Source organism: Acinetobacter sp. SwsAc2 (assembly GCF_013391465.1).
Taxonomy (GTDB): domain Bacteria; phylum Pseudomonadota; class Gammaproteobacteria; order Pseudomonadales; family Moraxellaceae; genus Acinetobacter; species Acinetobacter johnsonii.
This window is the reverse complement of sequence record NZ_JACBEZ010000011.1, coordinates 46388-67089: the sequence shown is the minus strand read 5'-3', so window position 1 is coordinate 67089 and position 20702 is coordinate 46388. Positions and strand designations below refer to the sequence as shown.

16 protein-coding genes and 6 tRNA genes are annotated in these 20702 nt (G+C 41.6%); 6 read left to right on the top strand and 16 right to left on the bottom strand.

All coding sequences use genetic code 11. The annotated features are described in order from the left end of the window. Positions 1 to 6: 6 nt before the first annotated feature. Together HYI04_RS07005 and hrpA are read right to left on the bottom strand one after the other, a co-directional pair. Positions 7 to 1119 (bottom strand): beta-ketoacyl-ACP synthase III, encoded by a 1113-nt coding sequence (locus HYI04_RS07005; RefSeq protein ID WP_004696303.1) that lies wholly within the window; start codon positions 1117 to 1119, stop codon positions 7 to 9. Positions 1120 to 1149: 30 nt separating this feature from the next. Next, positions 1150 to 5088, bottom strand: a complete 3939-nt coding sequence (gene hrpA / locus HYI04_RS07000) for an ATP-dependent RNA helicase HrpA (protein ID WP_178896036.1) — start codon at positions 5086 to 5088, stop codon at positions 1150 to 1152. 344 nt (positions 5089 to 5432) lie between these two features. Between hrpA and ahpC the strand changes: the two genes are divergently transcribed. The 3 genes from ahpC (at position 5433) to HYI04_RS06985 (ending at position 7625) form a co-directional block, all read left to right on the top strand. Then, positions 5433 to 5996 (top strand): alkyl hydroperoxide reductase subunit C, encoded by a 564-nt coding sequence (gene ahpC / locus HYI04_RS06995; protein WP_004982189.1) that lies wholly within the window; start codon positions 5433 to 5435, stop codon positions 5994 to 5996. Positions 5997 to 6200: 204 nt separating this feature from the next. Then, positions 6201 to 6932 (top strand): hydroxyacylglutathione hydrolase, encoded by a 732-nt coding sequence (gloB, locus tag HYI04_RS06990; RefSeq protein WP_005400629.1) that lies wholly within the window; start codon positions 6201 to 6203, stop codon positions 6930 to 6932. Positions 6933 to 7421: 489 nt separating this feature from the next. After that, positions 7422 to 7625, top strand: coding sequence for a hypothetical protein (locus HYI04_RS06985; RefSeq protein ID WP_004696295.1), 204 nt, complete (start codon positions 7422 to 7424; stop codon positions 7623 to 7625). A 130-nt stretch (positions 7626 to 7755) separates the two neighbouring features. Here HYI04_RS06985 and HYI04_RS06980 read toward each other — a convergent pair. The 8 genes from HYI04_RS06980 to HYI04_RS06945 all read right to left on the bottom strand — a co-directional run bounded on the left by HYI04_RS06980 (position 7756) and on the right by HYI04_RS06945 (position 10986). Further along, positions 7756 to 7840, bottom strand: a tRNA-Leu gene (locus HYI04_RS06980). A gap of 33 nt (positions 7841 to 7873) precedes the next feature. Further along, a tRNA-Trp gene (locus HYI04_RS06975) sits at positions 7874 to 7947 on the bottom strand. 35 nt (positions 7948 to 7982) lie between these two features. Next, positions 7983 to 8067: transfer RNA gene (locus tag HYI04_RS06970), tRNA-Leu, on the bottom strand. Between the two features lie 189 nt (positions 8068 to 8256). Further along, positions 8257 to 8341: transfer RNA gene (locus HYI04_RS06965), tRNA-Leu, on the bottom strand. A gap of 33 nt (positions 8342 to 8374) precedes the next feature. Next, positions 8375 to 8448 (bottom strand) — tRNA-Trp (locus HYI04_RS06960). Between the two features lie 35 nt (positions 8449 to 8483). Then, positions 8484 to 8568 (bottom strand) — tRNA-Leu (locus tag HYI04_RS06955). A 107-nt stretch (positions 8569 to 8675) separates the two neighbouring features. Next, positions 8676 to 9500: a protein kinase gene (locus HYI04_RS06950; RefSeq protein WP_005400628.1), complete on the bottom strand. Its 825-nt coding sequence runs from the start codon at positions 9498 to 9500 to the stop codon at positions 8676 to 8678. Further along, complete coding sequence (locus tag HYI04_RS06945) at positions 9475 to 10986, bottom strand: DUF3336 domain-containing protein (RefSeq protein WP_039890081.1); 1512 nt, start codon at positions 10984 to 10986, stop codon at positions 9475 to 9477. Before HYI04_RS06945 ends, HYI04_RS06950 begins: the two co-directional genes overlap by 26 nt. Positions 10987 to 11191: 205 nt before the next feature. On the opposite strand from HYI04_RS06945, the gene HYI04_RS06940 reads away from it, so the two are divergent. Continuing rightward, positions 11192 to 12064, top strand: a complete 873-nt coding sequence (locus HYI04_RS06940; protein WP_005400626.1) for an ATP-binding protein — start codon at positions 11192 to 11194, stop codon at positions 12062 to 12064. Positions 12065 to 12225: 161 nt separating this feature from the next. Here HYI04_RS06940 and HYI04_RS06935 read toward each other — a convergent pair whose 3' ends face one another. After that, the gene (locus HYI04_RS06935) at positions 12226 to 12894 is read right to left on the bottom strand and encodes an isochorismatase family protein (RefSeq protein WP_039890080.1); all 669 of its coding nucleotides are present in this window, start codon (positions 12892 to 12894) and stop codon (positions 12226 to 12228) included. Between the two features lie 549 nt (positions 12895 to 13443). Beyond that, complete coding sequence (gene tsaD, locus HYI04_RS06930; protein WP_005400624.1) at positions 13444 to 14460, bottom strand: tRNA (adenosine(37)-N6)-threonylcarbamoyltransferase complex transferase subunit TsaD; 1017 nt, start codon at positions 14458 to 14460, stop codon at positions 13444 to 13446. A 145-nt stretch (positions 14461 to 14605) separates the two neighbouring features. On the opposite strand from tsaD, the gene rpsU reads away from it, so the two are divergent. Both rpsU and HYI04_RS06920 read left to right on the top strand, forming a co-directional pair. Continuing rightward, the gene (gene rpsU / locus HYI04_RS06925; protein ID WP_001136722.1) at positions 14606 to 14821 is read left to right on the top strand and encodes a 30S ribosomal protein S21; all 216 of its coding nucleotides are present in this window, start codon (positions 14606 to 14608) and stop codon (positions 14819 to 14821) included. A 33-nt stretch (positions 14822 to 14854) separates the two neighbouring features. Next, positions 14855 to 15301, top strand: coding sequence for a GatB/YqeY domain-containing protein (locus tag HYI04_RS06920; protein ID WP_004982206.1), 447 nt, complete (start codon positions 14855 to 14857; stop codon positions 15299 to 15301). Between the two features lie 170 nt (positions 15302 to 15471). Here the strand turns inward: HYI04_RS06920 and HYI04_RS06915 are convergent, their stop codons facing one another. The 4 genes from HYI04_RS06915 to HYI04_RS06900 all read right to left on the bottom strand — a co-directional run bounded on the left by HYI04_RS06915 (position 15472) and on the right by HYI04_RS06900 (position 20639). After that, positions 15472 to 16911 carry a M48 family metalloprotease gene (locus HYI04_RS06915; protein ID WP_005400623.1) on the bottom strand — a complete coding sequence of 480 codons (1440 nt, stop codon included), beginning with the start codon at positions 16909 to 16911 and terminating at the stop codon, positions 15472 to 15474. 84 nt (positions 16912 to 16995) lie between these two features. After that, positions 16996 to 17964, bottom strand: coding sequence for a D-glycerate dehydrogenase (locus HYI04_RS06910; protein ID WP_005400622.1), 969 nt, complete (start codon positions 17962 to 17964; stop codon positions 16996 to 16998). Between the two features lie 2 nt (positions 17965 to 17966). Then, a complete protein-coding gene (locus HYI04_RS06905; protein WP_178896035.1) occupies positions 17967 to 18632 on the bottom strand; it encodes a hypothetical protein in 666 nt (221 codons plus the stop codon). Positions 18633 to 18752: 120 nt separating this feature from the next. After that, entirely contained in the window at positions 18753 to 20639 is a 1887-nt protein-coding gene (locus HYI04_RS06900) for a M48 family metalloprotease (RefSeq protein ID WP_039890078.1), read from the bottom strand. Between the last annotated feature and the right edge of the window lie 63 nt (positions 20640 to 20702).

Below are 20702 nucleotides of genomic sequence, written 5' to 3'. Positions count from 1 at the left end.
ACGGGCTTATGCGACGTGTTTTTTCACAAGCACAGCACCAACAGAGTAACCTGCCCCGAATGAACACAAGACACCGTATTCACCGTCATTGACTTGGTCTGCTGTGCGATGCAACGCAATGATGACACCTGCTGAAGAGGTATTTGCAAATTCATCTAAAATGATCGGCACTAAATCAGGCTGAGCATTTTCTTTGCCTACGACCAATTTCAGAATCAGTTCATTCATGCTGGCATTGGCTTGGTGTAACCAAAAACGCTTCACATCAGTCGGTGCAATGTTGTTTTTCTCAAGTTGCGCTGTAATCATTTTGGCAACCAGTGGACAAACCTCTTTGAACACTTTACGACCGTCTTGAGCGAAACGATTATTTTCAATGTCTGCATCGACTTCACTTAAGTTTAGGAAACCAAAGTTATTGCGGATGTTGTTTGAGAACTGGGTGAATAAGTTAATGTCTTCAATTTCAAAACCAGTTTTGCTGTCGGTTTCTTCAATGATTGAAGCCGTTGCAACATCACCAAAGATAAAGTGGCAATCACGTGAACGGTAGTCGGTATGACCAGAGGTGATTTCTACATTCACCAATAATACACGGCGTCCGCCCGCTTTAATCGCATCATACGCTTGTTTAATACCAAAGGTTGCGGCCGAACATGCCACGTTCATGTCGTAGGCATAGCCTTGAATACCCAATGCTGTTTGGATTTCAATTGCAACAGCAGGATAAGCACGCTGTAAATTAGAGCATGATAAAATTACCACATCGATATCTTCTGCAGTTACGCCTGCATTTTCCATCGCTTGTTTTGCAGCGATCACGCCCCATTCGGCTTGAATCGAGAGTTCATCATTTGAACGTTCATGTAACAATGGACGTAAACGCTTTGGATCTAAGATCCCTGTTTTCTCAACCACATAACGACGTTTTACACCAGATGCTTTTTCAATAAACTCTGCGCTTGACCCACGACGGGCTTCCAACTCGCCCGAAGCAATTTTGTCAGCATTGTCTAGGTTATACTGTTCCACATAAGCATTTAAACTTTCAACTAACTCTTCATTGGTAATGATGTCTTCAGGATGATAAAGACCCGTACCTGTAATGCGGATGCCCATGTAAAACTCCTTCTTTAAATTACCTATATCTTAACTGATTCCAAGTTTTTCCCATACTTTTTGCAAGCGAGTCGGAGAAATGGGCATCTTTGTCTTCATCGGTTGAGAGAATAAAGAAATCCGAAACTCCTCAACCATGAAATACAATTCTTTAAGGCGAGTGTCATTTTTAAACTTAAATAATTTTTCCATCCACGGGTCAACTTGATCAATGGCAGAATTATCCCTCTGTAGGTTATTGGGCAGGCGCTCCAAACGCAAGACCAATGCTTTCAAATATCGAGGAAATTCAAGCCAAATGTCGGAAGATTTTACATAGACAAAGTTTGATAAGCACATCAAATCTAGCTGATCTTCAACATCATCAATATTTTTCCCAAACACAGCATCATCTAAGACCAACAGTTTTCGACGTATATCCTGCCATTGAATATAGATCTCTGTCACATCTGCCAGTGCTTTTTGCCCATGGGTCAGAAAAGTTTTTTTGACATTTGCAACCAAGTTTTCAAACTCTTGTGCATTAACAGGCAGTTCATGAATTGACATTTGCAATGTGGCATAAACCAACATTTGTTCCAACTGCGCCTTATCGCCCAAAGGCGAATACGCCAATGCCAACGGTTTGGAAATTTGCTTTTTCAACTGACGGACCAAATCTCCCAGTTGTATATGCACCAAACGGAGTACACCCTCACGGTGCTGTTTAGTTGCCTCAGCTTGATCATTAAAGGTCTGAATCACCACACCAGACTCATCCTTTTGTTCCAGTGCCGCAAAGGCCTTGGTCTGGACTAAAGCTTGATACTGCTTCACCACCACACCCGTCACTTTTTGTGATGCTTCAAACACAAAATTTTCAGGAAAAGTTTGGAACTCACCTTTGAGCTGTTTGACTGGACTATGAGTTTCTGTTCGACAGCGCGCTTTTAACTCAGATAAATCACGACCTTGTTCAATCACACGGCCTTTGTCGTCAATGACTTTAATCAGCGGCAATAAATATTGTTCAACTCGTTCAAAACTAAAGTCTTTTTCAGTGATTTTTTCGCCACGTAACTGGAAGGCTAAAAAACTAAAAATATGCTGCTGCAAATGCATTGCATCTACTTTCGCCATTAGCTTTACAGCCGTATCAGGGATAGGCACCAAGTGACGACGTTTATCTTTAGGCAGTGCTTTGAGTAAGGCTTCCATTAAATCCTGACGCCAGCCGGGAATGCCCCACGACCACAAGTTTTCATCCACCTGAGGCAAGGCTTGCAACGGGATTTTCACCGTTGCTCCATCTTCGTCATGGCTTGGATCAAAACGGTAACTGGCCGCAAGACGCAGTTCACCATTACGTAAAAAATCGGGAAATTGCTGTGTGGTTGGACGGTCGTTCATCCACAGCGAATCATCATCAATAAATAAATAACGTGGGTTTTGCGGTTCAACCGTTGCGCGCCAGTCTTCAAAACTACGACGACTTGCCACCTCTTCAGGAACTTTGGCCGCATAAAATTGGTAAATAGTCTCTTCATCCACCACCAAATCACGGCGGCGTAGCTTATCTTCGACCCGCTCTACTTCTTCAAGTTTAAGCAGGTTGTGTTTTAAAAATGGTGGCGTAATGCCCAAATGTCCTGTCGTCAGTGCATCTCGAAGGAAAATTTCATGTGCTGCAACATGGTCGACTTTTTCATAATTGATCTGACGTTTTGGTTCAATAATTAAGCCAAATAGTGAAATTTGGTCATAGGCATTGACCACACCTGCTTTTTTCGACCAGTGCGGCTCAAAATAGTGGTGCTTCAGCAAATCACCTGCTGCAAGCAAAATCCACTCAGGTTCAATTTTTGCTAGTGTACGAATGTAGACCTGTGAGGTTTCTACCATCTCAAAAGCCATGACCCAAGGCGTATTGGTCTTATGTAAAGTAGATGCTGGAAAAATGCGGGCCTTTTGCTGACGTACCGCCATAAACACATTGCGTTCATCGGTTTTATTGGCAATAAAAGACAACAAACCTGTTAAAAGCGCGCGGTGTAAATTTTCATAACTGGCTTTTTTCTCATTAAAAGACAGCTTTAAGCCTTTTGCTAAATCGACCAATTGCTCATGAGTTTTCTTCCACTCACGTAGACGCAACCAACTTAAAAAGTGATTACGCGCAAAAGTACGACGTTTGTTTTCACTCATGTCTCGGTTGGCAACCAGTGCTTCCCAAAGTTTGATATAAAATAAAAAGTCAGAATCGGCTTCACGGAACAACGCATGTTTTTGATCTGCCTGCATTTGTTTATCCGCAGGGCGTTCACGTGGGTCTTGTACTGCCAAAGCAGCAACAATCACCAAGACTTCATTCAACACTCCAAAATGTGCCCCACCCAAAATCATACGGGCCAAACGTGGATCAATTGGCATTTTGGCCATTTGTTGCCCAATTTTGGTTAAATCTCCTTTAACTCCCCCTTTGGAAAAGGGGGATTGAGGGAGATTGACTTCAGATGAATCTCCCCCAACCCCTCTTTGCAAAAGAGGGGCTTTACCTTTCTCCGTCATTGCCCCAAGTTCAACCAACAACTTACGACCATCGTTGACTAAACGATGATCTGGCGGCTCAATAAAATCAAAATCTTCTAAAGCACCCAGCCCTAAACTTTGCATCTGTAAAATAACTGATGCCAAGTTCGTTCGCTTAATTTCGGGTTCGGTAAACTCAGGACGGCTTTGAAAGTCTTCCTCAGAATACAAACGAATACATACACCAGGGGCAATACGACCACAACGACCTTTACGCTGGTTTGCCGCTGCTTGTGAAACCGCTTCAATCGGTAAACGCTGTACACGTGAACGATAGTTATAGCGAGAAATACGCGCAAAACCACTGTCAATCACATAACGAATATTGGGTACAGTCAGCGCTGTTTCTGCAACGTTGGTGGCGATAATAATGCGTCGCCCGCCACCCGATGGATTAAAGATTTTTTGTTGTTCAGCCAAGGCCAAGCGCGCATACAAAGGTAAAATTTCTGTATGTCGCGGCCCATGCTTTTGCAAAGTTTCTTGTAATTCACGAATCTCTTGTTCAGTGCTGGCAAAAATTAAAGTATCAGCATATTCAGGATGGCCTTTTTCTTGTGCATCCCGAAAACACTCCTCCACAGCTTGCACGACTGCACGAGGTAGGTTTTCTTCAAAGTCATCAAACTCATCATCATCACTACCGACAATACTCATCTCAGAGACTGGGCGATAACGTAGTTCGACTGGAAAGCTACGACCTTCTACTTCAAAAATAGGTGCATTGTTAAAGTACTGACTAAAACGGTTTACATCTAAAGTTGCGGAGGTGATGATGACTTTTAAATCTTTACGGCGAGGCAAAAGTTGTTTGAGATACCCCATGATAAAGTCAATATTGAGCGAACGCTCATGCGCTTCATCAATAATAATGGTGTCGTATTTATTAAGATAACGGTCATTGGCCAGCTCTGCCAGCAAAATACCATCGGTCATTAAACGGACGATCGAATCCTGCGAGCCTTGTTCATTAAAACGAACTTTAAAAGAAATGGACTCGCCAAGTTTCTCACCAACTTCTTCTGCAATACGCTGGGACACGCTACGCGCAGCCAAACGACGTGGCTGTGTGTGACCAATCAGACCGGTTAAACCACGACCCGCCAACATCGCAATTTGCGGTAGCTGCGTGGTTTTACCCGAACCCGTCTCCCCTGCAACGATAATCACTTGATGCTCTTGAATGGCATCAATTAACTTATCTGCATACTGCGTAACAGGCAGGTCTTGATTCAGTTTAATATTCGGAATGCGTTCAATACGCTCTAGAACTTTTAAATGCGACTGTTCAAATAATGCTTGATATTGCTTTTCGTTGGCATCTTTTCCTTTTTTGAGTCGGTTTAAACGATGACGGTCTTTGACCATCACCAATTGCTCTATATTTAAAGGACGCTGCACAGAAAAAATACCTACATCAAAAACATCAATCGCTTAGTTTACGTGGTAATACAGCGAAGCGAAAGTACAGCATAATTTTTTAATTTTAACTTTTTTTCAAATATCCCCTTGAATTTTAAGCCTAGGGACATCATGTCTGTAGACGAGTTGCGGAATAGATGATTTTGTCATTTGGTCATCATATTTATCATGCTAAATGAACAGAATGATCACATTCGCTGAAATAGTCTGGAGTCAGATTCGGTTTTTCCGATTCTTGTAATGTAAAAATACTGTTTCAGCAATAACAAAAATTTCGATACCCTATTCAACATTAAATACAAACCCCAATCATGGAGACAATGATGAGCTTGATTAATACTGAAGTAAAACCATTCGCAGCTACTGCATATCACAACGGTCAATTTGTTGACGTAACTGAAGCAGATCTTAAAGGCAAATGGTCTGTAGTATTCTTCTACCCAGCTGACTTCACTTTCGTTTGCCCAACTGAACTTGGTGACCTTGCTGACAACTACGCTGAATTCCAAAAATTAGGCGTGGAAATCTACGGTGTTTCTACTGACACTCACTTCACTCACAAAGCTTGGCACGACACTTCTGAAGTTATTGGTAAAATCCAATACCCATTAATCGGCGACCCAACGTGGACTCTTTCTAAAAACTTCGACGTTCTAATCGAAGCTGCTGGTCTTGCTGACCGTGGTACTTTCGTAATCGATCCAGAAGGTAAAATCCAGATCGTTGAAATCAACGCTGGTGGTATTGGTCGTGATGCTCAAGAATTACTTCGTAAAGTTAAAGCAGCTCAATACGTTCACGCTCACCCAGGTGAAGTTTGCCCAGCTAAATGGAAAGAAGGCGAAGCAACTCTTGCTCCTTCAATCGACCTAGTAGGTAAAATCTAATCTAAATTAGATTAAACACATAAAAAACCACGCTTTTTAGCGTGGTTTTTTATGGCCAAGATAACAGCACAATATGACAAGAAAGAGAAAGATACAGAATAAGAAAGAGCTAACCTTTATGCGCTGTACATGATTCATGACTAGAATTCAGTGCGTGTACCCGCTACAGTAGAATGAATATATGCAGCTCTTTGAAGAAGAAAAATGACTTATCAAGTTCATATGATTGATGTGAAAAACCAACTCCAAAACTATATTTGGCTGCTGGAACACAGCTCATCAAAGCAAGTCGTGGTGGTGGATCCAACTGAGGCTGGATTAGTTGAAAATTATTGCACTGAACATGGCTTAAGCATTGCTCAAATTTGGCTGACTCATTGGCATAAAGACCATATTGGCGGTGTCGCTGACCTGCTTGCGAGTCGCAATATTCCTGTGTATGGACCACGTGAGGAATTATCTAAAATTCCATTCATCACCCATGCATTGATGGATGATGACTATTTCTCATTTCATGATTTACATGTCGACGTTTTAGCAGTTCCTGGCCACACACTGGGCCATATTGTGTACTTTATTGAATCCATCCAGACTTTATTTTGCGGTGACACCCTGTTTGCTATGGGCTGTGGGCGAGTGTTTGAGGGTACACATGAGCAGATGTACCATTCACTCAATCGTTTAGCAGCTTTGCCTGCCGAAACCAAAGTCTATTGTACGCACGAATACACGCTCTCTAACGCGAAGTTTGCCAACCATGTCGAACCAGACAATATCGCTATTCAAGAGCGTTTAGACCGTGTCGAAACCATGCGCTATTTGGGCCAATGTACCCTTCCTAGCAGTATTGAAATCGAACTCGAAACCAATCCTTTTTTACGCACAGAAAATTTTGAAGAGTTTAAACGACTGCGTGATCTGAAGGATCAATTTTAATTGGTCTCCCCCTTCTAGAGACTGCTGACTAACGCAGTCTCCTATTATGTATGTGTGCTTCTATTGAGTTAAAACGATCAGTTGGGGCTTCTACCCTTAACCTTTGAGCTCTCAAAATTTCAACCAATGCAGTTTCAAGCCACACGATGCCAGAATCGAATGATCACGAGCAAGGCTGTTTGAGAATACTGTCCCAAAGTACCCAGCCTTTGAAAAAAATCATTACATTTCTATTTACGACAAAATATTTCTCTATCACGAACGCACATAATTCCATTGTATTGAGACTCATCTCAAAATATTATTATTTTTCATCATGATAAAATTATTTTAAACAATGAAAGACTCTCGTTTATGCTTTCTATACGTTTTCGCCTTAGTTTAGATTGCTTTAAAAAGAGACAAAAACAAAAATATATAAAAAAATCCCCTTTAAAAAAGCGTGAAATATCCCTATTAATAATTTATCAGTGAAAAAGGAATATCCTCGTGAAAAAAGTAGTGAAAGCAAAAAACCTCATCGCCTTTCGTATTTGGCTAGAGAAATTAGGTTATTCAGTTAAAACCTTAGCAGACAACCGTGGCTTTACTTTTAGCTTTAAAAAAGAATATGGACTGGTGACTTGCGACCTAGCGGGCAATAACTTGGCCATGCAGCTCGGTGAAGAATTCGAAGACCATTTGAAAGCCTAAAATTGCTCCATACTTACTTCGCGTGATGAATCAAAATTTAGCCCCTTAAAGGGGCTTTTTTTATATATGAATCATCTATTAAATTTTAGGCAATAAAAAAGCAAGGTTTTATACCTTGCTTCATTACTGATGGTGGGGACGGAGAGACTCGAACTCTCACACCTTGCGGCGCTGGAACCTAAATCCAGTGCGTCTACCAATTTCGCCACGTCCCCATCAGGGTGCTAACTTTGCGTTAGACTTTAAGTTGGCAGAGGATCAAGGATTCGAACCTTGACGAACGGTTTTGGAGACCGTCATGCTACCATTACACCAATCCTCTATTGCCTTATAAACCATCTTAATTCAAATGATTTATGGTGGGGACGGAGAGACTCGAACTCTCACACCTTGCGGCGCTGGAACCTAAATCCAGTGCGTCTACCAATTTCGCCACGTCCCCAATGGCTGTGTATATTATAGCGATAGACACTATATGACAAGCGCTTTTATAAGCAATCACCCGCTTTTCTGTCATAAAATCGGCAGTTGAATCTATTTTTATGCTCGATCTATATAAAAAGGCTATTCAGCTCTTCACTAAATTTTAGGCAATAAAAAAGCAAGGTTTTATACCTTGCTTCATTACTGATGGTGGGGACGGAGAGACTCGAACTCTCACACCTTGCGGCGCTGGAACCTAAATCCAGTGCGTCTACCAATTTCGCCACGTCCCCATCAGGGTGCTAACTTTGCGTTAGACTTTAAGTTGGCAGAGGATCAAGGATTCGAACCTTGACGAACGGTTTTGGAGACCGTCATGCTACCATTACACCAATCCTCTATTGCCTTATAAACCATCTTAATTCAAATGATTTATGGTGGGGACGGAGAGACTCGAACTCTCACACCTTGCGGCGCTGGAACCTAAATCCAGTGCGTCTACCAATTTCGCCACGTCCCCAATGGCTGTGTATACTATAGGGATCATTTTCGCATGACAAGCAATTTTTAAGAAAAACACACTCATTTGATTAAATAAGAAACAAAAACTTTATACTTGGCTTTTTCTCATTCAATTTCAGTCATTAAGCATCGTTTTGCAGCCATGGTATTTTGCCATCTTTGGCTTTTTTGCTTAGCTAAAAGTCCATGTAATAATGGACTAAAACCCTGAAAAGGTTCTGGAAGTGCTATCTTCAAAAACTGACAGTGTAAATACGCCCAATCTTGGTAGCTTGATGCCTGCAAACGTTGATCAGTCAACCACTCAAGTAGAATGATCCCGAGTGCATACAGGTCGGTTTGTACGGTCTTTGCTTTACCATGAAATAATTCAGGTGCCATATAGCGCGGTGTCGCCGTTAGAGCCTTTTGACAGCTTATTTCACCAATTCTTTGGCTCTGCTCAAAATCAATTAATTTACATGTAGAACCGTCTAACAAAAAATGCGAAGCTTTTAAATCAGCATGAATCCACCCCATCTGATGTAATTCTTCAACTGCATTCAGCATTTTAAAAATGATATGAATGACATGATCACGACTTAACTGATGGGGATTCGCCATAAGTAATGATGGAACATCTTTTAAGATGAGTGCGACTTTCACCTGCTCTGAGTGAAGCTCAAAATTTTCAAGGATTTGCACTTCAGGCAAGAACTTCGGCAGTTGCAGCATCGCAAGTGCATGTTGATAAAAACTAAGTTCAGTGTCAAAGCCGTTAATTAGCGCCACATGCTCTGATAGCGACTGATACTTTAACCAATACCCCTGCCCTGCAACTTCAAAGCGATAAAGCCTTCGCCCCCAGCCCAAACGCTGAGTCGGAGTATGAAGCGACATCGCGAGAGCATTTAATTCTTGACGATTAAACTGCCAAGAATTCGGATTCATTCATCTCTGCCGTATCCAATGCAGTTAAGACCTCTAAACAATGTTGTATAGTTTTCCCAACACGAGCATGTGTTTCAATCATTGAGATTTTTGGCCAAGTTGCACGTTCACCTTCACGTTGTAAGAGTTTAAACAAGTGTGGTCTTGGATTTTGCAGCATATAACTATAATGGCGCAGGCCATATTTCCCTACAATGTTTACATCGCCATAATAACGCTGATCGACCACGCCATAGCCATGATCCAGTAAACGACGAATCGGTGGAATCATCCCCACACGCTCACGGGCAAAGTCCATCACCCCTTTACTAATCACTTTGCCTTGTCGGCGTATAATCCGTTCAGGCCAGCTCAACATGTCTTTCCGAAACCGCGCTTCATCCGACTGCATAAACGGCACCACATGCGGGTTCACTTGACTGGCAATGGTGTAGTTTAAGTTGTATAAACGCGCCATTTTTTCCTGCGGAAAATCGCTACGCACGCTGCCATCAACCCAGCGCGTAGAAGACATATAGGGAGTATATAAGCCATCATGTCGTTTACTGGTGAGCTTGACTGGCGGAAATAGAATCGGCACTGCACAAGACGCGAGTACCGCACTCCATACCAATAAGTCAGGTGAAGTAAAGGTATTCATAATGCGCGGATTTTGTGAGGCGTCATAAGGTGCAACCGCGACATTATTATACAAGCCTGACTGCTTAAAGGCCTCTTCAAAGGTAACGTCACCCAAATTTGCAATTAAAAAGTTTTTTAAATGCTTTACATCCGCTAAACCACCATTGCCCTTTAAGACCTCACGAAAGCCTCGAAATTGAAAAGCATCGGTGAAAAAGTTTTCACCATTTAAGATGCTTAGCATTTCTGCAGGCGTTGCTCGCCCCAGCATCGCTGTCATAATCGCACCTGCACTTGAACCAGACAGCACTTTCGGCATCAGGTCTTGCTCAAGCAAAGCCTTGCACACACCTGTATGAAACAGTCCTAATGTTGCACCGCCTGAAAACATCATGGCTGGTTGCCCAAAAGCTTTTTGACAGTGCTGAAAAAATTCAATTTTTTGCTGTTTATCTAAACACTGGCAATCCGTAGATGCTACAAATGCTAAACCTCGACTAACTTCTTCAATATAGTCTTCAATAATTTTCTTGGTGCCGACATAGGTTGCAGTAAACAGCATGGGGTGAGCAATATTGGCAATATCATAACTCAGACCTTCACGTAGCAGGTACATCAAATCGGTCGTACGCTTTTGTTGGCGATAACGTTTCAACAACCCTAAACGATGGGTAATCACTTCTGCATCGAAATAAGGTGAACAGTTGTCATACTTCCACTCTTGCGCCCCTGACTCTTCATCAATTCTAAGCGCAATGCTTTTCCACTCAGTATAGTTCTCTGCCTGAGCCAATTGATTTTTCAGTTTTTTGATTCGATAGGCTTGGTGCGGGTTGATTTCCCGTGTGAAATCTTTAAACAACATATTCATCCTCACCCACTTTTTTTTGTTTTCCTAAAATTTCACTGACACGTTCAACCGTCAGTCTAACTGACTATGTGCAAATTATGTGAGCATTACAATTGCCATTTCAACCCTAAAATTGGCAAATCTACACCACGTTAAGGGTTTGATGCGACTAAATCGGATGTTAAGATCAACAACAAGTGTAATTATAAACTGATTAATCATGGCGACCATTGACCTACCGAACAATATCTTAGAAGCACTATCGACTGTACTCCAACAACTACAGCAAAGCCTACCAGAAATTAAACAAGCACCTGATTTTTCAGCGATTGCCTTTAAATGGGAAAATGGTGAGTTAAAACCCATTCATCAGCTCAAACGAATCGAATTAAATGATTTAAAAGGCATTGAGCGCCAAAAAGAAAAAGTACTGCAAAATACAGAACAGTTCCTCAATGGTTTACCTGCCAATGACGTCCTGCTTACAGGCTCACGCGGTACAGGTAAATCCTCTATTGTGCGTGCTTTATTAACGGAATATGCAGATCAAGGCTTAAGGCTGATTGAAATTGAACGTGATGATTTATCCGAACTGCCTGAAATTCAAAAGCTAATTGCAGAGCGTCCTGAAAAGTTTATTGTGTATTGTGATGACTTAGCTTTTAACGCCGAAGATGAAAACTATCGCAGTTTAAAAAGTGTGCTGGATGGGTCTTTGCAGTCAGGTTCAAGTAATTTTATTATCTATGCCACCAGTAACCGTCGTCATTTGCTGCCTGAGTTTATGCATGAAAACACACCTGTAACTCGGGTCGATGTACCGCAGTACACTGAACTGCATCCACAAGAAGCGATTGAAGAAAAAATTTCACTTTCCGATCGTTTTGGATTATGGCTATCTTTTTATCCAATGGATCAAAACTTATATTTGGACATTGTGCAGCACTACTTAGCAAAAGCTCAAATCGTCATGGACGATATGGTAAGAGCCGAAGCGCTTCGTTGGTGTCAGGCGCGTGGACAACGCTCTGGACGTGCAGCCTATCAATTTTCTAAACACTGGGTCGGTTCACAACAATTAAAGCAGCTTTAGGAAAAAAATACTGATCGGCACTTAAGCATCTATTTTATTTAATTTTTTTCATGTATAAAAGTTCACCATGATCAAAGAAATCACCCAAATTCCGCATTAGAATTTGGGTGATTTCTTTGAAAAAATGAGGGATAAATATCAGTTCAAGTAGATTGATCTGGTTATTGATATTTATCTAAGTGAGTTTCTGGCCCATCTTTGACCACAGCTTGCGCTTTTGCGTAACTCTCCATTAAGCATTTATATTCTGGACAGACATGATCTGAAAGAATTTCAGCAAAACGGGAGCCTTCTGGACGGTTCCAAGTACGCATTAACTCGGCCACAATCGCAAAAGTATCGGTTGGAATTGCGCCCGCTTGGGTCACACGAGCAATTGATGTATCTGTAGCTAATTTGCTCCAGTTGCCTGATGCATCCACAACACAATAGACGTTATAACCTTCTTTACGAGCGCTTACAGCAGGGAAAGTCATACATACACTGGTCAGTGTTCCCGCAATAATCAGTGTCTTCCTACCCGTTTTTTTAACTTCATCTACAAATAAGGGATTGTCCCAAGTATTAATTTGTCCAGTACGCGGTACATAAACTGCATGCGGGGCAAAATGGTGAATTTCAGGAATTAAAGGACCATTGGGGCCGTCAGGTACAGAAGCCGTGGTAATTACAGGTATATTTAATAAAGTTGCTGCTTTTGCAATTGCAATCACATAATTGCGTAAGTCGGGTACAGGTACATCGCGTACGGTATTAAAAAGTCCACTTTGATGATCAATCAATAAAATTATCGAATCATCAGGGTCTAGCATTCCATTAGTAGCCGCCATGGGTAACACCTCTAAAATTTTCTTCTAATTATGTACTTCCATTGTTGTAATGAAAGTTCCTAAGACAGACCGTCATAGCTTTGTGATTTATACGACCAAGATATTTTTAATGAAATCTACATCTGCCTTTCATAAAAACTAAAGAATATCCTTAAGCTCAGGAAGCTAAATCATATTACGTGTTGTAATTGGCCTTCGTGGCTTTACACTTATTGATGAACACTCATAAAATCTTACAGAAATTATTAAATTAAACATATTAATCAAATACTTAAAATCAAATAAAAAATAGACTTCCAATTTAATTTATAAGTTTTTATAGTTTCAACATTTCATGAGTCATCTAAGATTACACATTCCATACTTATCCACATTTTCTATGGATAACCCTATGGGTAAATACTTTTAACTTGATGCTAAGCTACATTTAAATGAGTCAAAAAATATTTTTAAAGTCTAAGCAGAGCGTTTTTAACAGCCCTTTGGTAAAGACCTAAATGTAAAAAAACCCAACATTTATTCGGGCTTTAAGCTTATCAAATGAAAGTCTTAGACTTCACTGGGATTGGTCAACTCAGTCATTGGCCAGCGAGGTGTTGTCGTTACAGCCAAACCGTCATGCTGCCCTGCTTTTAAGCGCTGATAACCAGCAAAAGCAATCATAGCGCCATTGTCCGTACAAAGTGCAGGTTCGGCATAGTAAACCTGAGCACGAATCTTGGTTAAATCTGCTTCCAAACGTTCACGTAAACGTTTATTGGCACTGACACCACCTGCGATCACTAAGCGTTTTAAACCTGTTTGCTTCAACGCTTTCACAGATTTTTTAACCAAGGTATCCACAATGGCTTCTTGGAAACTCGCTGCAATATCCGCATCACGGTTTTCGTCACCGAGTTTTTTCATTTGCACAGATACGGCTGTTTTTAAACCACTGAATGAAAACTCCAAACCTTGATGCAGCATTGGGCGTGGGAAAGCAAAGGCATTCGGATCACCTTGCTCAGCCAGTTTTGAAATATTTGGGCCACCTGGGTACGGTAACCCCATCATTTTCGCAACCTTATCAAAGGCTTCACCTGCAGCATCATCAATCGACTCCCCCAATAATTCATACTGTCCAATCCCATAGGCAGCCATCAATTGAGAATGTCCGCCTGAGACCAAAAGTGCTACAAAAGGAAATTCTGGCGGTGTTTCCGATAAAAGTGGTGCCAACATATGCCCTTCCATATGATGCACACCAATTGCAGGTTTATTTAAAGCAAAGGCCAAAGTTCGACCAAACAGCGCGCCTGTCATCAGCGCGCCCATCAAACCTGGGCCACGCGTATATGCCACGGCATCAATTTCAGATTTTTTTACACCACTTTCTTCAAGCAGTTGATTCATTAAAGGAATCAGCTTACGCACATGGTCACGCGATGCCAACTCCGGCACCACACCACCATACTCTGCATGCAGTTTAATTTGGCTGTACAGCACTTGCCCACGTAAACCCGACTCGCTGTCATAAAGGGCAAGTCCTGTTTCATCACAAGATGTTTCTAAGCCTAAAACGATCATTAAACTGCCTATAACCTGTATCAAATCTATTGCGTGAACCATTATAGACTTGTGGTATGAGATGTAAATGAGTAAAATACTGACCTTCACTTGTGATCAGGGCAATGTCGCCCAGATCTTATCCATAACTTAATGAGGATTCTTCATGCCACAAGTTAAATTGAAAGAAGGCGAACCAGTAGACGTAGCTATCCGTCGTTTCAAACGTTCATGCGAAAAAGCGGGCGTTTTAGCTGACGTTCGTAAGCGCGAATTCTACGAGAAACCAACTCAAGAACGTAAGCGCAAAAAAGCTGCTGCTGTTAAACGCTACCAAAAGAAATTGGCGCGTGAATCAGTACGTACTACTCGCCTTTACTAAGATTAATTTGTGATTGACTGCCTGGACTAAATAATGACTACTTTAAAAAGCCAAATAACTGAAGTTTTGAAAGCCACTATGCGTGCTAAAGAAATGGATAAGTTAACGGTAATTCGTGGTCTACAGGCGGCAATTAAGCAAATCGAAGTCGATGAGCGCAAAGAACTTGACGACGCTCAAGTTCTTGCGGTCATTGAAAAACAAATTAAACAACGTAAAGAATCGATCAAAGCCTTTGAAGGTGCTGGTCGAGAAGATTTAGCTAGTAAGGAACAAGCCGAACTTGAGGTTTTATCTCAATTTCTACCAGAAGCTATGACTGAGGAAGAACTTGATTCCATGATTGCGCAAACGATTGCAGCGCAAGAAGCTACTAGCATGAAAGATATGGGTAAGGTGATGAATTCTCTGCGTCCGCTCATAGCCGGGCGCGCCGATCCTTCTCAAGTTTCAGCAAAAATTAAAGCAAAACTGGCTTAATTTAAAAATCTTTAAATCGATTACGTTGAACTGACCTTAAAAAAGGCAGTTCAAAGTTTTACTTTCTATAAAAATTATTATTCTTCTTTCTATTTTATCTATTCATTCTCAGCTTTAAAACAAATCCTGACTCATCTCTGTTTTATCCCTCTATTTGCAATACCGCTTTCCTAAGCTCTAAATTGTCGATCCTTTTGCATTTGGGTTAAACGCGTTTTAATGGTCGCTGACATTGATTCATTATCTTTCGCTAAACGCTGAGCATGCAATAAAGATTTAATCGCTTCTTCTTCAAAGCCCGACCAGAACTGCACTTCAGCCCGATAGCGCAAAACATTAATGGTATGCATTGACGACTTTTTATCTAAACTCGCAGCTTGCTGCATCAGTCTCCACGCATTCATATCACGCGGATTATTTTTCAAAAAACGATTGAGTACAGGCTGCGCAAGCTCAGGTCGATTCTGACGAATATAAACTTCAGCCAATTTATAATTTAAAGCCCGATTTTCAGGCATGATGCTCGCAGGTGATTGGATAACAGCAAGGGCTTCATTCACACGATTTTGTCCAAGCAAAATATCAGTTTGAATCAAGGTCTGCAGGTTATGTAATTTCTGATGTGACTTGGCCTGATCTAAGACTTGTTGAGCAAGCTTATAGTCACCTTGTTTAAGGTAAAAACTGGCCAAAGCCAGTTGTGCTGCATAGCTGTTACGACTCACCAACATCTGTAGTTGCTGTTCTGTCGCCTGATTCGAGATCACCATGGTATACAGCTTCAAGATCTCAAAGTCTTCATCACGCCAAGTAGATTTCACTTTAGGCAACTGATTCGCTCTAAGCCTTGCCTCACTCATTCGCTCAGTCGTGAGTGGGTGTGTAAACCAAAAGTCAGGTAAAAAACTCACTCGGCTGGTTGCACGGTGCATCACTTCAAAAAAATCAGCCATACTCTGCGGGTTATAACCAGCGCTATACATATAATGCATCCCTATACGGTCAGCTTCACGCTCTTGGTTACGACTATAAGACAACTGCTTGTCCATGAGTGCGGCTTGGGTACCAACCATGACCGCTGAACCGACATCACCATCGGCTTGAGATGCAACCAAAGCACCAAACAAAATCCCTGCCAGCGCGAGTAATCCCTGCCCCTTAAACGCCTCTTGCGAACGACTGTAGTGGCGCTGTGTGACGTGCGCAATTTCGTGCGCCATTACACCAGCAACTTCATCCATATTACTGGCATTGGTAATCAAACCAGCGTTTAATGCAAACAAACCACCCGGAACTGCAAAGGCATTAATTTGCGGGTCATTAATGACCACCAGACCTATGGGTTGACCAAGTTGGGTTTGACTCAAAATGCTTGAAAAAGCATTCATCAGTTGATCTTCTAGCCACGGATTTTGCGTAACAGGTAGCTGACGCTGTACTTCACGATAAACTTTTTCACCAATATAGCGCTCGTTATATTGATCAATAAAACCTATACCCGAACCAATCTCAGGCACATTAAACTGTGGGGCATTCGTAAGAAATTGACCTTCTGCAAAACCAACAGTCGAAATAAGACTTAAACTGCACGCACACAGAAAACGCTTCAACCCTCACCCCGACTTTATTTAAAGGAATCGAATGAATATAACATTGATAATTGAATGAAAATGCAATGAAGTGTTATCAAATTTTTATCTAAATTCAGGATTCACCACATATTGAGGTTGACCACCTTCCAATGCTTTCACCAAGTTTTGGTAAGCCAACTCAGCCATTTTTTTACGTGTTACAGACGTTGCAGAACCAATATGCGGCAACGTCACCACATTATGCAGCTGAAACAGCACTGAATCTTGCAAGGGTTCTTTCTCATAAACATCCAGCCCAGCTGCAAAAATTTGCTTTTGCTCCAGGGCCTGAATAAGTGCCTGCTCATCCACCACGGCACCACGCGAAATATTTACAAAAACAGCATGAGATTGCATTTTCTTAAAGGCTTCTGCATCAATCAAATGCTGCGTATGCGCGTTTAGATCAACCGCCACAACAATGAAGTCTGATTGCTGTAACAGCTCATCTAATTCGCAAAAACGTGCATTTAGGGGTTGTGCCAATTCTAATTTTTCTCGGCGCCCGTGATACAAAATATTCATATTGAAACCATGAAAACCCCGTCGCGCAATTGCCGCACCAATATTTCCTAAGCCTATAATACCTAATGTTTGACCAAATATTTCCTGACCAAATTGTGCCTGCCCGACAGTACGCGACCACTGACCTGTTTTGGTCCATTGATCTAAATAAGGCACTTGACGTGCCGCACTCATCAACAAAGTAAAGGCCAAATCGGCAGTCGTTTCAGTTAGCACATGAGGGGTGTGACTGAGCCAAATTTTTGCTTGGTTTAAGTAGTTCAAATCATAGTTGTCATAGCCAACACTGACACTAGATATAATTTTGAGCTGTTTCGCCGTTTCTAGGTTGTTTTGATTCAGTAAACGCCCTGCACCAATCATGGCATCCGCATCCGCAACTTGCTCGCGGATTTGCGTATTTACATCACCTGCTTTCGGGTTGATGACCACCACGTGATAACGCTGCTCTAGGCGCTGTAATACTTCTGCATCTATTTGACTAAAAACAACGACTTTCTGCTTCATACCTATTCCATATTTTGTTGTTTTGCTCGCATCATGTGCCACAGGGCTTTTTTAAGTAATGGCTGATCAAGCATTTCTTGTAAGCTTGCTGCTTGTGTGACTTTTATACCATTAGCATTTGGTATAGAGCCCAATGCAGTAACAGTTTTACCCTGACTTAAACCATCAAAGAAACCTTGAATATAACTCTGGACACCGCGCCCATCTTGTAAGTTCAACAAAGGAAAAGGCCAAGTCAGCGCATACTTTTGCGCTGGTAAGGCTTGCACAATATTTTGCCACAGCTGCTGCTGCTCCAAGCTCAATTGTGTCGCTTCAATGACCAAGGCGCAGTGCTCCAAGGCAACAGCTTGCAACTGAAAAGCCTCAACATGGATGGCCTCTCGGACAATCTCTTCTTTTAATGCTGTAACAGTTTCTTGTTCAATCGGTTGTGTTGCAATTTCAGCAAGAGGCGCTGGATGTGGAAGCTTATTCTTTACAGGTGGATGTTCAGGAATGCTTTTGGCTTCGGGCTGAGACTGAGGTCGCACAATTTCAGAAATAATCTCAGTCGCGTTTTGATCTCGCCAGATCGATGTGGCTACATTTTGTTGAGACGGCAAAAAATCAGGAACCCACAAATCAATTCCTAAACTCGCCAAAACCTCACGCTGATGCCCGATCATCTTATACCTTCACACTTAATTCAGTGCATATTCTATCGAGAAATGCCTAGAGATGCTGTTCTTTTCACATTATATTCGCATAGACAGTATGCAAATACTAAGAACGCATTAAACCCTCAATTAAACAATCATCAAGCGATTCTTCTTTTGCATTTGTTCAACAATCTCTTCACTGTCAAAACCGAGACGCCAATAGAGCAACTCCAGAACATCCTGCTCATCTTGAGTAATAATGCGGTCATTCCATAAACAAATTTCAGCCACTCCCAAAATACTCAAACGATCTCGCAGCAGCAACCCTGCCATATCATTTAAAATTTCAGCCAAATCAATCGGCTCATCTGAAATTTCCGCATACTGCTCCAACTCTTGCACAGTTAAAACTCGACGCAAGATTTTCTCTCGTACTTCCAGCTGTGTTTCACTATTGATTTGTTGCACATGCAACAAAGCATCAATTAAACGCACAATCTGCGGTTTAACTTCATCTAGGGCCGCAGGTGTATGTACAGGCAACAAATTCAACTCAAACTTGACCCGTTCAAGTAGCAGTGCATCCAACAGTCCAATTTCACCGTCTTCTTGAATAATCCTCGCCAACTTTAATAAAAACTGGCGTGCAATTGTCGCTGGCATGCCACCAATATTTCGGCATGCCTCATGGAAAATTGAAATATGAACACGACCATCTAAGTTTAACAATGAATCAACAATGGCACGGCTGACTTCAGCCTCAGCAGGAATAAACTCACGGAATTGCCGAATCATCAAAATCGCGACCATCAGCTCGCGTGAACCTGTTGCGGTCTGTAAAGCACGCTGAATTAGCTCTGGACGTTCAATATGCGCACGTACTTCAGGGTTAAGCGGTTTAATTGCATCTTTAATGGCAAAACTAATCGGAGACAGTCGTAATAAGGGCAAAGGCTGCGGTGAAGTCCAAGGGGCTTGAAAATCCGCGTACTGCTCTTCTAAGGAACGAAACAAACCAAATAACGGACGGTTGCGCAGTTTTTGTAGATTTTCCAACTGTATCTCTTGAACCAAATTCGGATTCATTTCATAAATACGTTCTTCAATACTTGGATGAATATTCATCCAACTTTGTGCACTTAATGAGTTGGCAAAACACATGTGTGCAATCGACTCAGAATATTCACTGTGAATTTGCGAACCTGCGTGATGCACATAGATACGCATCAAGGTTTGAATATTGGCATCATTTTGCATCAGGCGACGTGTTTTCATATCATTTTTTAAAGTACGCCCCCCCAACGTCAGAAACTTAATGCAGCGGGTAACCAGCACCCCCAAACTACCAATCAGCCAGATCACACCACCTGTTGCGACAAAAGTGGTTTCAAAACTTTGCGACTTTTTATGATGGGTTGAAAATCCCAATTTAGCAATTTTACTGCCCCACTGACTAAAGGTGGTGAGAGCACTATATAAAATTTTTAACCGTGTATTTTCAGCGGTCTCACCCGATAAAATTTGATTAAACTCATGATTCAATAACCCCGTCAGCTCAAGTTCATCGAGGTTTTGCAGGGCGCCCCACGTTAAAATAATCGCAATATCTTTGGGATCAAAACCAGCGGTTAAAGCATTTACCCCCACTTCATCGGGCAAAACATACACAGCAGGTGTTTCAATTAAAAAAGTATCAGCTAGTTTTTCTGTAATTTTCAGCGCAATACTTTCTTCTGGTGTACTTTCAATCAAACTTAAACGTCGTGCACGCAGTTGCTTGGCCAGACTGTGTCCGCCTGAACGGAACACATACAGCTCATATACCACGGAATAACTCATCACCAAGAGCAATAAACCAATGATATAAATACTCAAGCTATGCCAAAAAATGCTTTGACTCGAATCAAAATAAAAAACCAGCAGTCCAGCCACAGTATTTAAAATAAATAGCGACAAAAGTACCGCAAGCAAGCAGATACTGGCAGACCACAACATATTTTTATTCTTTATGATTGAATAACTTACACCCTTCAATGTAAATCCCTTTTCTTACATTGTTTGAATCAATCCATCATAAATGAAAAAAGCGGGAAACTC